General features: G+C 65.2%; 12 protein-coding genes. 3 read left to right on the top strand and 9 right to left on the bottom strand.

Annotated features, from left to right (window positions below; all coding sequences use genetic code 11):
- The 8 genes from pcaD to pcaR form a co-directional block, all read right to left on the bottom strand.
- On the bottom strand, positions 1 to 792 hold the full coding sequence (gene pcaD, locus CR917_RS05540) for a 3-oxoadipate enol-lactonase (RefSeq protein ID WP_054914805.1): 792 nt from the start codon (positions 790 to 792) through the stop codon (positions 1 to 3).
- An 11-nt stretch (positions 793 to 803) separates the two neighbouring features.
- Positions 804 to 2,168, bottom strand: a complete 1,365-nt coding sequence (locus CR917_RS05535; RefSeq protein ID WP_104571988.1) for a 3-carboxy-cis,cis-muconate cycloisomerase — start codon at positions 2,166 to 2,168, stop codon at positions 804 to 806.
- Between the two features lie 12 nt (positions 2,169 to 2,180).
- Positions 2,181 to 3,470, bottom strand: coding sequence for an MFS family transporter (locus tag CR917_RS05530; RefSeq protein ID WP_078479546.1), 1,290 nt, complete (start codon positions 3,468 to 3,470; stop codon positions 2,181 to 2,183).
- Positions 3,471 to 3,589: 119 nt separating this feature from the next.
- Positions 3,590 to 4,795 (bottom strand): 3-oxoadipyl-CoA thiolase, encoded by a 1,206-nt coding sequence (gene pcaF / locus CR917_RS05525; protein ID WP_173925075.1) that lies wholly within the window; start codon positions 4,793 to 4,795, stop codon positions 3,590 to 3,592.
- Positions 4,792 to 5,571 (bottom strand): CoA-transferase subunit beta, encoded by a 780-nt coding sequence (locus CR917_RS05520; RefSeq protein ID WP_043860750.1) that lies wholly within the window; start codon positions 5,569 to 5,571, stop codon positions 4,792 to 4,794. The genes pcaF and CR917_RS05520 overlap by 4 nt, the downstream gene beginning before the upstream one ends.
- Positions 5,568 to 6,428 (bottom strand): CoA transferase subunit A, encoded by an 861-nt coding sequence (locus CR917_RS05515; RefSeq protein WP_104571987.1) that lies wholly within the window; start codon positions 6,426 to 6,428, stop codon positions 5,568 to 5,570. Before CR917_RS05515 ends, CR917_RS05520 begins: the two co-directional genes overlap by 4 nt.
- A gap of 238 nt (positions 6,429 to 6,666) precedes the next feature.
- Positions 6,667 to 8,013 (bottom strand): MFS transporter, encoded by a 1,347-nt coding sequence (locus tag CR917_RS05510; protein WP_043860748.1) that lies wholly within the window; start codon positions 8,011 to 8,013, stop codon positions 6,667 to 6,669.
- A 284-nt stretch (positions 8,014 to 8,297) separates the two neighbouring features.
- The gene (pcaR, locus tag CR917_RS05505; protein WP_173925037.1) at positions 8,298 to 9,173 is read right to left on the bottom strand and encodes a pca regulon transcriptional regulator PcaR; all 876 of its coding nucleotides are present in this window, start codon (positions 9,171 to 9,173) and stop codon (positions 8,298 to 8,300) included.
- A gap of 343 nt (positions 9,174 to 9,516) precedes the next feature.
- On the opposite strand from pcaR, the gene CR917_RS05500 reads away from it, so the two are divergent.
- From CR917_RS05500 to CR917_RS05490, 3 genes are all read left to right on the top strand, one after another.
- Complete coding sequence (locus CR917_RS05500; RefSeq protein ID WP_043860747.1) at positions 9,517 to 9,717, top strand: hypothetical protein; 201 nt, start codon at positions 9,517 to 9,519, stop codon at positions 9,715 to 9,717.
- 327 nt (positions 9,718 to 10,044) lie between these two features.
- Positions 10,045 to 11,517 carry an inorganic phosphate transporter gene (locus CR917_RS05495; protein ID WP_043862134.1) on the top strand — a complete coding sequence of 491 codons (1,473 nt, stop codon included), beginning with the start codon at positions 10,045 to 10,047 and terminating at the stop codon, positions 11,515 to 11,517.
- Positions 11,518 to 11,662: 145 nt separating this feature from the next.
- The gene (locus CR917_RS05490; RefSeq protein WP_158255578.1) at positions 11,663 to 12,850 is read left to right on the top strand and encodes a kelch repeat-containing protein; all 1,188 of its coding nucleotides are present in this window, start codon (positions 11,663 to 11,665) and stop codon (positions 12,848 to 12,850) included.
- Here CR917_RS05490 and CR917_RS05485 read toward each other — a convergent pair.
- Complete coding sequence (locus tag CR917_RS05485; RefSeq protein WP_058540901.1) at positions 12,821 to 14,293, bottom strand: helicase HerA-like domain-containing protein; 1,473 nt, start codon at positions 14,291 to 14,293, stop codon at positions 12,821 to 12,823. The genes CR917_RS05490 and CR917_RS05485 overlap by 30 nt on opposite strands.
- Positions 14,294 to 14,311: the final 18 nt, after the last annotated feature.

Raw genomic sequence — 14,311 nt, 5'->3', positions numbered from 1 at the left:
TCAGCGGGCCAGCAGAAAATCGATCACGCGGCGGCTGAACGGCGCGCCGACTTCAACGTTGGACAGGTGCGCCGCCTGGAACTCGGCATACTCGGCACCCACCACATGTTCCTGGATGAAGCGCCCGCCAGCCGGCGGCGTGACCGCATCGGCACTGCCGGAAATCACCAGCAGCGGCACCTTGATCTCACCCAGCTGGTCCCGGAAGTCCGCATCGCGCACCGCGCCGCAGTTGGCCGCATAGCCATCGGGCGAAGTGCCCGCCAGCATGTCGGTGATGCGCTTGGCCTGGTCCGGGTTGGCCTGCGCATAGGCCTTGGTGAACCAGCGCTCGATGGAGGCGTCGCGCAGCCCCACCATCGCCGCCTCGCGGTCGCGCAGCACCATGTCGATGCGCGGGTTCCACACCTCGTCGTTGCCGATCTTGGCTGCGGTGTTGCACACGATCAGGCGGTTCAGGCGCTCGCCGGCATGGATGCCCAGCCACTGCCCGATCAGCCCGCCCATGGACAGGCCGCAGAAATGCGCCCGCTCGATCTTCAGCGCGTCCAGCAGTGCCAGCACGTCACGCCCCAGTTGCTCGATGCTGTACGGCCCCTCGGTCACCAGCGACTGGCCATGCCCGCGGGTGTCGTAGCGCAGTACCCGAAAATGCGCGGCAAATGCCGGCAGTTGCGGGTCCCACATGGTGTGGTCGGTGCCCAGCGAGTTGGACAGCACCAGCACCGGTGCGCCCTCGGGCCCGTCGAGCCGGTAGTTCAGTACGCCATCAGCGAGTTGTACGCTAGCCACAACGGCCTCCTTCAACGCTTGAATTGTTGGTGTTCAGCCACCGCCCGCGCCACCCACACGCGGGCCTGGCCCAGGTAATGAGCAGGGTCGAGCAGGCGGTCGAGTTCGTCCGCCGACAGCTCGGCAGTTACCTGCGGATTGTCGCCCAGCACGTCGCGCAGCTGACGCTGTTCGGCCACCGCACGCTTGCAGCAGGTTTCCAGCAGGTGGTGTGCGGTGTCCCGGCCCAGTCGCTGGGCCAGCACGATGCTGACCGCCTCGGCCAGCACCAGGCCCTGGGTCAGGTCGAGGTTGCGGCGCATGCGCGCAGCATCCACCTCCAGGCCCTCGGCAATCACCTGGGCCTGGCGCAGGGCGCCGGACACCAGGCAGCAGATCTCGGGCAGGGTTTCCCATTCGGCATGCCACAGGCCCAGGCTGCGCTCGTGCTCCTGGGGCATGGCCGCGAACAGCGTGGACACCAGCCCCGGTACACGGGTAGCGGCGCCGATCAGCACCGCCGCGCCCACCGGGTTGCGCTTGTGCGGCATGGTCGACGAGCCGCCCTTGCCCGGCGCAGCAGGCTCGAACACCTCCGCCGCCTCGGTCTGCATCAGCAGGCTCACATCGCGTCCCAGCTTGCCCAGGCTGCCGGCGATCATGCCCAGCACCGAGGCGAACTCCACCAGGCGGTCACGCTGGGTATGCCAGGGCTGCTCGGGCAGGCTCAGCCTGAGCTGCCCGGCCAGCGCCTCGGCCACCGGCAATGCCTTGTTGCCCAGCGCCGCCAGGGTGCCGGAGGCGCCGCCGAACTGCAGGCTCAGCAGGCGCGGCTTGAGCTCCTGCAGGCGCTGACGGTGACGGGTGAGTGCACCGAGCCAGCCGGCGATCTTCATGCCCAGGGTCACGGGCGTTGCATGTTGCAGCCAGGTGCGCCCGGCCAGCGGCGTGTCGGCATGCTGCAGCGCCTGGTGCGCCAGGCTGTCGGCCAGGCGCGCCAGGTCGGCTTCGATCAGGCCCAGGGCATCGCGCAATTGCAGCACCAGCCCGGTGTCCATCGCATCCTGGCTGGTAGCGCCCAGGTGCACGAAGCGCTCGGCTTCGGGCACGCCGCTGGCAATCACCTTGCCCAGCGCCTTGACCAGCGGGATGGCCGAGTTGCCGGCCACCGCGATGGCCTCGGCCAGGGCCGCGTAGTCATAGCGCTCGGCCTGGCAGGCCGCTTCGATCGGTGCCACCGCCACCTGCGGGATCAGCCCCACCGCCGCTTCGGCGCGGGCCAACGCGGCTTCGAAATCGAGCATGCCCTGCACCCGGCCACGGTCGGAAAACACGGCGCGCATGGCCGGCGCGGTGAAGTAGGCATCGAACAGCTGATTGCCCGGACGTTGGTTCATCGGTGGTCCTTCTCAATGATCGTGGTGCAGGTACGCCGCCTGCTTGGGCAGGCGCAGGCTGAACAGGAAGGCAATCGCCATCATCACCGTAACGTACCAGTAAAAGGCGTTTTCCATGTTCAGCGACTTGAGCCCCAGTGCCACATATTCGGCCGAGCCGCCGAAGATCGCGTTGGCCACCGCGTAGGCCAGGCCCACGCCCAGCGCACGTACCTGCGGCGGGAACATCTCGGCTTTGACCAGCCCGCTGATCGAGGTGTAGAAGCTCACGATGGCCAGCGCCAGGGTGATCAGCACAAAGGCCAGGAACGGGCTGGTGACGGTTTTCAGGGTAAGCAGGATCGGCACCGTGCACAGGGTGCCCAGGGCGCCGAACCAGAGCATCGAATTGCGCCGGCCGATGCGGTCCGAGAGCATGCCGAACAGCGGCTGCATGCACATGTACAGGAACAGTGCACCGGTCATGATGAAGCTGGCGGTCTTGGCGCTCATGCCCGCAGTGTTCACCAGGTACTTCTGCATGTAGGTGGTGAAGGTGTAGAAGATCAGCGAGCCGCCGGCGGTGTAGCCAAGCACGGTGATGAACGCCGCCTTGTGGTTGCGGAACAGGCCGCCGAGGCTGCCGGCATCCTTGTCGTTGCGGGTTTCGGCGCTGCTGGTCTCTTCCAGCGAGCGACGCAGGAACAGCGAGATCACCGCCGCGATGGCACCCACCACGAACGGGATGCGCCAGCCCCAGGCGCGCAGCTCATCTTCGGTGAGCAGTTGCTGCAGGATCACCACCACCAGCACCGCCAGCAGTTGCCCGCCGATCAGGGTCACGTACTGGAACGAAGCAAAGAAACCGCGCTGGCCGCGCAGGGCCACCTCGCTCATGTAGGTGGCGGTGGTGCCGTATTCGCCGCCCACCGACAGGCCCTGGAACAGCCGCGCCAGCAACAGCAGCGCCGGTGCCCAGGCACCGATGCTGGCGTAGGTCGGCAGGCAGGCAATCACCAGCGAGCCGGCGCACATCATCAGCACCGAGATCATCATCGAATTCTTGCGCCCGTGGCGGTCGGCCACACGGCCGAACAGCCAGCCGCCGATGGGCCGCATCAGGAACCCGGCGGCGAACACGCCGGCGGTGTTGAGCAGCTGCACCGTCGGGTCGTCAGAGGGGAAGAAAGCCGGGGCAAAGTAGATCGCGCAGAAGGCATAGACGTAGAAGTCGAACCATTCCACGAGGTTGCCCGAGGAGGCACCGACGATGGCGAAAATGCGTTTGCTGCGTTCTTCGCCGGTGTAATGGATTGAAGTCATGGCAATTCACTCTGGGAGGATGTCTGAAGTCTAGACACACTCGGTAACACTCACGTTCCACAGAACAATCACCCCGCTGCCCCGACCTTGCGTGGAGGTCGCAGCAGCGGGATCATTGATTACACGCGCTCGATGGCCAGGGCCAGGCCCTGCCCGACACCCACGCACATGGTCGCCAGGCCTTTGCGCCCGCCGGATTTCTCCAGCTGGTGCAGCGCTGTCAGCACCAGGCGTGCGCCGCTCATGCCCAACGGGTGACCCAGGGCAATGGCGCCGCCGTTGGGGTTGACCTGCGGCGCGTCGTCGGCAATGCCGAGTTCGCGCAGCACGGCCAGGCCTTGGCTGGCGAAGGCTTCGTTGAGCTCGATCACGTCGAAATCGGTGACCGCCACGCCCAGGCGCTCGATCAGCTTGCGCACCGCCGGCACCGGGCCGATGCCCATTACCCGGGGGGCAACGCCGGCACTGGCCATGCCGAGCACGCGCGCGCGCGGGGTCAGGCCATGCTTTTGCACCGCCTCGGCCGACGCCAGTATCAGCGCCGCGGCGCCGTCGTTGACGCCCGAGGCGTTGCCGGCGGTGACCGTCTTGTCCGCGCCGTTGACCGGCTTGAGCCTGGCCAGGGCTTCGAGGGTGGTGTCGGCGCGTGGGTGTTCGTCGTGCTCGACCACGGTCTCGCCCTTCTTGTGCGCGATGCGCACCGGCACGATCTCTTCGGCGAAGTAGCCGGCGGCCTGGGCCTTGGCGGTGCGCTGCTGGCTGCGCAGGGCGAAGGCATCCTGGTCGGCGCGCGATACCTGATAGTCGTCGGCCACGTTGTCGGCGGTCTGCGGCATCGCGTCCACGCCGTACTGGGCCTTCATCAGCGGGTTGATGAAGCGCCAGCCGATGGTGGTGTCTTCCAGCTTCATGTTGCGCGAGTAGGCGCTTTCGGCCTTGCCCATCACGAACGGTGCACGGGACATCGACTCGACGCCGCCGGCAATCGCCAGCTCCATCTCGCCGCTGGCAATGGCGCGAAACGCCGTGCCGATGGCGTCCATGCCCGAGGCGCACAGGCGGTTGAGGGTCACACCCGGCACGCTGTCGGGCAGCCCGGCCAGCAGCAGGGCCATGCGCGCCACGTTGCGGTTGTCTTCACCGGCCTGGTTGGCGCAGCCGAAGAACACTTCGTCGAGCTGGTCCCATTGCACGGTGGGGTTGCGCTCGATCAGGGCCTTGAGCGGTACCGCCGCCAGGTCGTCGGCGCGCACGCCGGCCAGGGCGCCGCCGAAGCGGCCGATGGGGGTGCGAATCGCGTCGCAGATGAATACGTCACGCATCAGGCTTCTCCCGGCGCTTGGCCGTGGGCGGCCGCCGTGCGCGCTTCGAGGTCGCGCAGGGCAGTCAGCTCGACTTCGCTCGGCGCCACAGTGGTTTCGACGCTGTCGGCAAAGCGGATCGCCCAGCCGGTGGCGGCGACGATCTGCTCGCGGGTCACACCCGGGTGAATCGAGGTGACCACGAATTCGTTGCTGCCGGCTTCAGGTTCCATGATGCACAGGTCGGTGATGATGCCCACCGGGCCGGCACCGGGCAGGCCCAGGCGTTTGCGCGAGTCACCGCCTTCGCCGTGGCCGACCGAGGTGATGAAGTCGAGCTTGTCGACGAAGGCGCGCGAGGACTGCTTGAGGATGATCAGCACGGTCTTGGCGGAGCCGGCGATTTCCGGTGCGCCACCGGCACCCGGCAGGCGTACCTTGGGCTGGTGGTAGTCGCCGACCACGGTGGTGTTGATGTTGCCGAAACGGTCGACCTGGGCCGCGCCCAGAAAGCCCACGTCGATGCGCCCGCCCTGCAGCCAGTAGCGGAAGATCTCGCCGGTGGGCACCACGGTATCGGCGGTTTCGGCCAGCTCGCCGTCACCGATGGACAGCGGCAGTACCGTCGGCTTGGCGCCGATAGGGCCCGATTCGTAGATCAATACCACGTCGGGCGAAGAGGTCAGGCGTGCCAGGTTGGCGGCCTTGGACGGCAGGCCGATGCCGACGAAGCACACGGCGCCGTTGCGCAGGCGGCGGGCAGCGGCAACGGTCATCATTTCATTGGTGGAGTAGCTCATTGTGCAGCCTCCGAAGCGCTGGCCAGTTTTGCCTTGAAGGCAGGGAAGTCGGCGGTGCCGCGAATGTATTCGTCGATCCAGGCGGTGAAGGTCTCACGGCTGCGGGCAATCGGGTCCCAGGCCTGGTAGAAGCGGTTGTCACGCTCGGAGTAGCCGTGCGCGTAGGACGGGTGCGCCCCGCCCGGTACCAGGCACACGGCCGACAGTGCCCAGGTGGGCAGCACGCAGGCATTCATTGGTGCGTTGAGGTCGTCGACGATCTCTTCCACGGTGACGATGCAGCGCTTGGCGGCCAGGGCGGCCTCCTTCTGCACACCCAGGATGCCCCACAGCAGCACGTTGCCCTTGCGGTCGGCCTTCTGCGCGTGGATCACGGTGACATCCGGGCGAACCGACGGCACGGCGGCCAGCACCTCACCGGTGAACGGGCAGCTCACGCTCTTGATCAGCGGGTTGACCTTGGGCAGGTCGGAGCCGGCGTAGGCGCGCAGCACCGCGAACGGCAGGCCCGAGGCACCGGCAACGTAGGCGTTGGCGAGGTCGGCGTGGCTGTGTTCTTCGATTTCCATGGCGTGCGGCCACTGCTTCTCGACCGCGTCACGCAGGCGGTGCAGCGACCCGACACCCGGGTTGCCGCCCCACGAGAAGATCAGCTTGCGGGCGCAGCCGGCGCCGATCAGCTGGTCGTAGATCAGGTCGGGGGTCATGCGCACCAGGGTCAGATCCTTCTTGCCCTGACGAATGATTTCGTGCCCGGCGGCGGTCGGGATCAAATGCGTGAAGCCTTCGAGGGCGACGCTGTCGCCGTCGTTGACGAACTGCTTCACGGCGTCGTGGAGCGAGAGGATTTCAGCCATTGCAGACTCCTGGAGAGCGGTTTCAGAGGTGCCTCTGGGCGGCACCGGCATGAGCTCAGATTAAGGCGGCGCATTGGGCCGTACAATCCGATAATCGCCATAGCGTTCGATTATCGAACGTATTGTTGTTGTGCTAAGGATCCACAAACCATCGCGGGTCAAGCCCGCTCCCACAGGTACGGTGGAGATCCATGTGGGAGCGGGCTTGACCCGCGATGGGGGCGCTACTGCCAGCCGGTCAGGTCGCGTCAGCGTGGCTCACCACACCCTTGATCACCACCGCCACCGTCGCGATCGCGGCCGGGATCACCAGGGCCGTCAGCACCTGTTCGAAGTTCCAGCCCAGGCCCAGCAACGTGGCGCCCATCCAGGCCCCGAGAATCGCGCCAAACCGGCCGATGCCCAGCATCCACGACACGCCGGTGGCGCGGCCCTGGGTGGGGTAGAAGCGCGCCGCCAGCGACGGCATCGCCGACTGCGCCCCGTTCACACACATGCCGGCAATCAGCACCAGGGTCGCCAGCAGCGTGATGTTGCCCAGGCTCTGGCCCACCGCGTAGGCGAACACCCCGGCCAGCAGGTAGAAGGTGCCGATCACCTTGTGCGGGTTGTAGCGGTCCATCGCCCAGCCTACCGCCACAGCGCTGAGCACGCCGCCGAACTGGAACAGCGCACCGATGAACGCCGCCTGCTCCATGCTCGCGCCGCTGTCACGCATCAGCGTGGGCAGCCAGCTGGTCAGCAGGTAGACGATCACCAGGCCCATGAAATAGGTCAGCCACAACAGCAGCGTGCCGACGCTGTAGGTGCCCGAGAAGATCACCGCGAACACGTTGCGCGCCTTGACCGTCTTCTGTTCCGGCACGCTGAAGCTCGCAGCCTGGTTGACGATGCCCGGCTCGATCGGCGCCAATGTGCGGCGTACCCGGTCGGTGCCCTTGTTGCGCACCACCAGGTAACGCGCCGACTCCGGCAGCCACACCATCAGTACCACCACCAGCAGCAGCGGCAGGATGCCGCCGATCAGCAGCAGGCTGTGCCAGCCGAACATCGGGATCAGCTTGGCGGAAATGAACCCGCCACCGGCCATGCCCAGGTTGAAGCCGCAGAACATGCTGGTGACCAGCAACGACTTGTGCCGCTCGGGGGTGTATTCGGACAGCAGCGTGGTGGCGTTCGGCATGCCGGCGCCCAGGCCCAGGCCGGTCAGAAAGCGCAGCACCAGCAACTGGTCGACGTTGGTGGCATAGGCCGAGGCCAGGCTGAACGCGCCGAACAGCAACACCGCGCCCACCAGCACCACCTTGCGCCCGAAACGGTCGGCCAGCGGCCCCGAGCCCAGCGCACCGAACACCATGCCGATCAGCGCGGCGCTCATCACCGGGCCCAGGCTGGCGCGGTCGATGCCCCAGTCCTGGGACAGTGCCGGGGCAATGAAGCCCATTGCGGCGGTGTCCAGGCCGTCGAGGAACACGATCAGAAAGCACAGGATGACCACCCGCCATTGGTAACGCGACAACGGCTGGGCATTGATGAACGACTGCACATCCAGGCAGTTTCCAACAGCAGCTTGGGGACTATTCATTGTTTTTATCCAGAAGATGCGCGCGAGTGTGCGGGTGCGCGCGTGAACGGCACAGACGGTCGGGTACGGGTCTTTTGGAAAGGGTCAGCTACCGTGCAGCCGGCAGGCGGGCAGGTACAGGCTGAAGCAGGACAGGGTGCAGGTCATGGGGTGTTCTCTCGCTCATTATTATTGGAGGCCGTCAGGGGCCACTTGATGCGAGGGACATTAATAAGGCGCGCGACGCGGCGCAATTCGATAAACGCAAGACTGTGCGTTTATCGAACAGGAACCGCTCGACGCATTCAACTGAACAGCTGGGTACTCAGGTCGCGGCTGGCCGCCACCATGATCGGCAGGAACTTCTGCTCCAGCTCGCTGCGACTCACCCGCCCGGCGTGGGTGCTGATGTTCAGCGCCGCCAGCACCTGGCCGGAGGCGTCGTACACCGGCACCGCGATCGAACGCAGGCCCTGCTCCAGCTCCTGGTCGACCACGCACCAGCCCTGCTCGCGCACCTGCTGGAGGATTTCCAGCAAGGCTGCCGGGTCGTGCACGGTACGGCTGGTCTTGGCCTGCAGGTCGGCGTGCTCCAGGTATTCGTGCAGGGTGGCGTCGTCCAGCGCCGCCAGCAGGATGCGCCCCATCGAGGTGCAATAGGCCGGCAGGCGCCCGCCCACCGACAGGTCCACCGAAATAAGGCGCTGCACCGTCGCCGAGCGGGCGATGTAGAGAATGTCGTCACCTTCGAGGGTGGCCATGTTGCAGGCCTCGTGCAACTGGTCGCTCATGCGGTCCAGGTACGGCTGCGCCGATACCGCCAATGGCGTCGAGGACAGGTAGGCATGACCCAGGGTCAGCACCTTGGGCAGCAATGAATAGGTGCGCCCGTCGGTGGTGGCATAGCCGAGCTTGATCAGCGTGTGCAGGCAACGGCGAACCGCCGCGCGCGGGATCTCGGTGCGGTGGCTGATCTGGGCGATGGTCAGGTGCCGCTTGCGCTCCTGGAACGCCTGCACCACCGCCAGGCCCCGCGCCAGCGACGTCATGAAATCCGGGTCGCCGGTGAACGCCTGGATGCGCTTGGCCGGCGAGGCCACGATGGGCGGCGCCAACGAAGCGAAAGAGCTGCGCACGTTGTCGTTCAGGCCTGGGCCCTTGCCCCCTGTTTCTTCACTCATGACTCACCTCGGCAAACTTCACTTGGGCGATTATCGAACCATCGGCCGATAATCGCAATTGACCGATGCCTACAATTGCTTATACCTTTCGCCTGCCACATGTGGCTTCTTGGAGAGACTGGTCAGGTACCCACCGTAGAAGTCCCAGGCACGGCCTTGCCCACCAGCAAGGCCGTTTTTGCTTCTGCCTGGCTGACAGGCCCTGACAGAAGGTGTAAAACAGCCATTCAACTGCAATCACCCTCGTCTTATATAGACGCTCGACACAATGGCCTGCGCCGCTGTCGTCGGGTTAAACGTGCTTGTGTTGAAATCGGCATCAACTCCAACTTCAGGAAAGACTGTGACGAAAGATGAACTGCGCGCTGAACTCGAGCGCCAGGAACAACGTTACAAGGACGTTTATGGCGGAGAAGTCACCACATACGCCGCCCAACCAGACCCCGAACGCAAACCCTGGCGCAAACGTGCCAGCCTGCTGGACCAGGCATTTGCCGTGGAACTGCAAAAGATCGAAAAGGAGCTCAGCCCACAGGAGCCCTGACCCTCGGACAAAGCGCCCGCCCCTGGGCACGGCACCGGCACGAAGACGGTGCCTTGGGCGACCCTTGCGGCGTCGAAGATGAAACCGTTACGTAATCTCACAAATTTAATACGGTCGTTTGAATTATTCAGCCGTGGAAAACATCGGTTTTTTCTTGACCGTTCGCGTTATTTTTTCTGATTTTTGCCGATCTTTCTTGATTACCCTCCCCTCCTGCAGTGCCCTGCCCCCCCGCAAAAGCGCCCCGACCGGTCAGCACCTAGTGCATCGATTACCTAGGATTTCTGGCATAATCGCGCCCCCTTATGACCGGGTCAGAATTCCTTCATGATCGATTTATTCAGCGGACTTGATGCCTGGGTACTGGTGAGCCTGTTGCTCGCCTTGACCTTCGTGCTCGCCTTCGAGTTCATCAATGGCTTTCATGACACCGCCAATGCGGTAGCGACTGTCATCTATACCAAAGCCATGCCGCCGCACCTGGCCGTGTTCTTTTCCGGCGTGTTCAATTTCCTTGGCGTCCTGCTGGGCGGAGTCGGGGTGGCGTATGCCATCGTGCACCTGCTGCCGGTGGAGCTGCTGATCAATGTGAACACCGGGCATGGCCTGGCCATGGTCTTCTCGCTGCTGGCCGCGGCCATCGCGTGGAACCTGGGTACCTGGTACTTCGGCATCCCGGCGTCCAGCTCGCACACCCTGATCGGCTCGATCCTGGGCGTGGGCCTGGCCAACGCGCTGCTCAACGACATTCCACTGGGTGACGGGGTCAACTGGCAGAAGGCAATCGACATCGGCATGTCGCTGGTGCTCTCGCCCATGGCCGGCTTTGCCGTGGCCGCGCTGGTGCTGATCGGCCTGAAGTGGTGGCGTCCGCTGTCGAAGATGCACAAGACGCCTGAACAGCGCCGCAAGCTCGACGACAAGAAGCACCCGCCGTTCTGGAACCGCCTGGTACTGGTCATTTCGGCCATGGCCGTCAGCTTCGTACACGGTTCCAACGATGGTCAGAAAGGTATCGGCCTGATCATGCTGGTGCTGATCGGCATCGTACCGGCGCAGTTCGTGCTGGACCTGAACAGCACTACCTACCAGATCGAACGTACCCGTGACGCGACCCTGCACCTGAGCCAGTTCTACCAGCGCAACAGCGAAACCCTGGGCGAATTCCTGGCACTGGGCAAGGCCAAGGCCGGTGACCTGCCGGAGCAGTTCAGCTGCAATCCGCAACAGACCGAGCCGACCATCACCGCGCTGCAGCAGTCGCTCAACGGCGTGGCGGACTACCATTCGCTGACTGCCGAGAAGCGCGTGGAAGTGCGGCGTTACCTGCTGTGCCTGGATGACACGGCGAAAAAGGTCAGCAAGTTGCCAGGCCTGGAAGCACGTGAAAAGGCCGACCTGGACAAACTGCGTCGTGACCTGACCGCGACCACCGAGTACGCGCCGTTCTGGGTGATCCTGGCGGTGGCCCTGGCCCTGGGCCTGGGGACCATGGTGGGCTGGAAGCGTGTGGTACTGACCATTGGCGAGAAGATCGGCAAGCAGGGCATGACCTATGCCCAGGGCATGTCGGCGCAGATCACCGCAGCCTGCGCGATTGGCGCGGCCAACATCTTCAGCCTGCCGGTGTCGACCACCCACGTGCTGTCGTCGGGTGTGGCCGGGACCATGGTGGCGAACAAGAGCGGCCTGCAAGGCGGCACCGTGCGCACCATTCTGCTGGCCTGGGTGCTGACCCTGCCGGCGACCATCGCCTTGTCGGCGGGGTTGTTCTGGTTGGCGTCCAAAGCCATCGGTTGAAATAACGCTGCACCGCAGAAGGGTCAGCCATTTATTTGGCTGGCCCTTTTTTCATGGCCCTGCGCAAACGCACTGTCATTTATGTCAGTAGACGATGGGCCACCTGCAGCGCACCCTCCTTTTCACGCCGACAAGGAGAATGCACATGTCGAAGGACGGCCATATCCACGCTTGCGCTGGCGCCATGCACATCGCCCGGGCCCTGCACAGCGCCATGCGTTTGCCCAATGGCGATGTGCTGGTTGCCGGCGGCATCACCAATGGCGGGCATGCCACCGACAGCGTGGAACGCTTCAGCCTTGACAAGCGCGAATGGAAGCAACAACCCCCCAAGCAGAAGGCGGCATTCTCGCAACTCACGGTCATTCTCGACGACGGGTCCTTTCTGCTGGTGGGCGGCTCGCAAACCGGAGAAGCCAGCGACCACGTCGAGCGCTTCGACCCCATCCGCTCATGCTGGACAACGCTGCGCAGCCTCCAGGTTGCCCGCTTCAGCCACACCGCTACGTCATTGTGGGGCGGCACGAACAAGGTGCTTGTCATCGGCGGCAACCACCTCAACGGCGATACCGGGAAAGTGCTCGACATCGTCGAGCTGTACGACGTCGCCAGCGACGAGTGGCATCAGCTCGGTGAGCGCAGTCAGGCACGCATGAACCACAGCGCCACGTTGCTCGATTCCGGCAAGGTGCTGATTATCGGCGGCTATGCCCCCGACCAGGCACTGGCCAATTGCGAACTCTTCGACCCGCAGACCGGGCGGTTCGAGCCGATCACGCCACTGCCTGCCCCCCGCATGCAACACACGGCCACGCTGCTGAACAATGGCCAGGTGATGGTTGCGGGTGGCACCTGCATGCCGTTTGGTGAAAATGCACTGGAATCGTTTTTGTACGATCCGCTAACCAATACCTGGCGAAGTGGCCCGCCCATGCAGCGTGGACACCAGGGGCATACCGCCACGCTGCTGCCCGATGGTCGGCTGCTGCTGGCCGGCCATACCAGACTGCCCTACCGCCCCAGCACCGAGCTGTACGACCCGCGCCAGGATGCATGGGTGCTGGGCAGCGAGCTGAACGAACCGCGTTTCTCCCACAGCGCCACGTTGCTGCCCGACGGTCAGGGCGTGCTGCTGTGCGCAGGCCAACTGCTCACAGCCGACACGGCCTATACACGAAGCTGCGAGCTCTGCTGCGGCCCCTTGGCACAACCTGCCGAGCCTGCGCAGGGCACCGGCTCGATGCCTTCGGGCCCGCTTGAGAACCTGCCGGCGAACCGGCAACTTCAGTGCCTCGACGCCTTGTCAGCGGCGCTTGCTGCCCCCCAGCAGTGAGCCCATCAAGCCCCGCACCAGTTGCCGTCCGAACTGATTGGCCGCCTGGCGCACCGCCGACTTGATCGCCTGCCCCGCCGCGCTCTGCAAGAACTCCCCGGCCTTGTCGGCCAGGCTTTCCTCGGCCGGCGCCTGCTGCGCCGATGGCACCTGCCCCTTGCGCGCCATCAATATCTCGTACGCCGACTCCCGATCGATCGGCTTGTCATAGCGCCCCTGCAACGGCGACGCCGCAATCAGCGCCGCCCGCTCGGCCTCGCTCAACGGCCCGATGCGCGATTGCGGCGGCGCGATCAGTACCCGCTCGACCATGCCCGGCGTGCCCTTGTCCTGCAGGGTGCCCACCAACGCCTCGCCAATGCCAAGCTCGGTCAGCACCGCCAGGGTGTCGAACGCCGGGTTCGGCCGAAACCCATCGGCCACCGCCCGCAGCGACTTCTGCTCCTTGGCCGTGAACGCACGCAAGCCATGCTGGATGCGCAGGCCGAGCTGGGCGAGCACATCGTCCGGCAGGTCGCCCGGCGACTGAGTCACGAAATACACCCCCACCCCCTTGGAACGAATCAACCGCACCACCTGTTCCAGACGATCCTGCAAGGCCTTGGGCGTGCCGCTGAACAACAGGTGAGCCTCATCGAAAAACAGCGCCAGCAGAGGCTTGTCCGCATCGCCACGCTCGGGCAACTGCTCGAACAGCTCCGCCAGCAACCACAGCAGGAAGGTCGCATACACCTTCGGCGCCTCGTGCACCAGGCGGCTGGCATCGAGCAGGTGGATGCGCCCGCGCCCGTCGGCAGCAGGCTGCAGCAGGTCTGGCAACTGCAACGCCGGCTCACCGAACAGAGCCTCGGCCCCTTGCTGCTCCAGGGTCGCCAGGCGCCGCAACAGGGCCTGGCTGGAACCGCTGGTCATCAGCGCACTGTCTTCGCCGAGCACCTGCGGGTTGTCCTTGAGGTGGCCGAGCAGCGCCTTGAGGTCCTTGATGTCCAGCAGCAACAGGCCCTCGCGATCGGCCACCTTGAACGCCGCATACAGCGCCGCCTGCTGGCTGTCGTTGAGTTCGAGCAGGTTGCCCAGCAGCAACGGGCCCATTTCGCTCAAGGTCGTGCGCAACGGGTGCCCGGACTTGCCGTGCACATCCCACAGGGTCACCGGATACGCCTGCGGCCGATGCTCGAGCCAGGGCATGCCGGCAATCCGCTCGGCCACCTTGCCCTGCGGGCTGCCCACCGCACCCAGGCCGCACAGGTCGCCTTTGACGTCCGCAGCGAACACCGCCACGCCGGCATCGCTGAAGGCCTCGGCCAGGTGCTGCAAGGTCACGGTCTTGCCGGTGCCGGTGGCCCCGGCAACCAGTCCGTGACGGTTGGCCAGGCGCATGGCCTGGCACACCGGCTGCCCCGCCAGGTCCGCACCGAGAATGAACTGCGAAGAGTCAGGCATGTTTTTTCACCCTCTGTT

It is taken from the genome of Pseudomonas sp. BRM28 (assembly GCF_002939405.1).
GTDB lineage: Bacteria > Pseudomonadota > Gammaproteobacteria > Pseudomonadales > Pseudomonadaceae > Aquipseudomonas > Aquipseudomonas palmensis.
The sequence above is the reverse complement of the archived record's forward strand: the minus strand, read 5'-3'. Positions and strand labels throughout refer to the sequence as shown.

What these genes read in the sequence shown, in the direction of transcription:
- CR917_RS05515 (WP_104571987.1), bottom strand. Translation starts at nt 6,428, where the DNA reads ATGGCTGAAATCCTCTCGCTCCACGACGCCGTGAAGCAGTTCGTCAAC.
- CR917_RS05535 (WP_104571988.1), bottom strand. Translation starts at nt 2,168, where the DNA reads ATGAACCAACGTCCGGGCAATCAGCTGTTCGATGCCTACTTCACCGCG.
- CR917_RS05530 (WP_078479546.1), bottom strand. Translation starts at nt 3,470, where the DNA reads ATGACTTCAATCCATTACACCGGCGAAGAACGCAGCAAACGCATTTTC.
- pcaR (WP_173925037.1), bottom strand. Translation starts at nt 9,173, where the DNA reads ATGAGTGAAGAAACAGGGGGCAAGGGCCCAGGCCTGAACGACAACGTG.
- CR917_RS05490 (WP_158255578.1), top strand. Translation starts at nt 11,663, where the DNA reads ATGTCGAAGGACGGCCATATCCACGCTTGCGCTGGCGCCATGCACATC.
- CR917_RS05495 (WP_043862134.1), top strand. Translation starts at nt 10,045, where the DNA reads ATGATCGATTTATTCAGCGGACTTGATGCCTGGGTACTGGTGAGCCTG.
- CR917_RS05520 (WP_043860750.1), bottom strand. Translation starts at nt 5,571, where the DNA reads ATGAGCTACTCCACCAATGAAATGATGACCGTTGCCGCTGCCCGCCGC.
- CR917_RS05485 (WP_058540901.1), bottom strand. Translation starts at nt 14,293, where the DNA reads ATGCCTGACTCTTCGCAGTTCATTCTCGGTGCGGACCTGGCGGGGCAG.
- CR917_RS05510 (WP_043860748.1), bottom strand. Translation starts at nt 8,013, where the DNA reads ATGAATAGTCCCCAAGCTGCTGTTGGAAACTGCCTGGATGTGCAGTCG.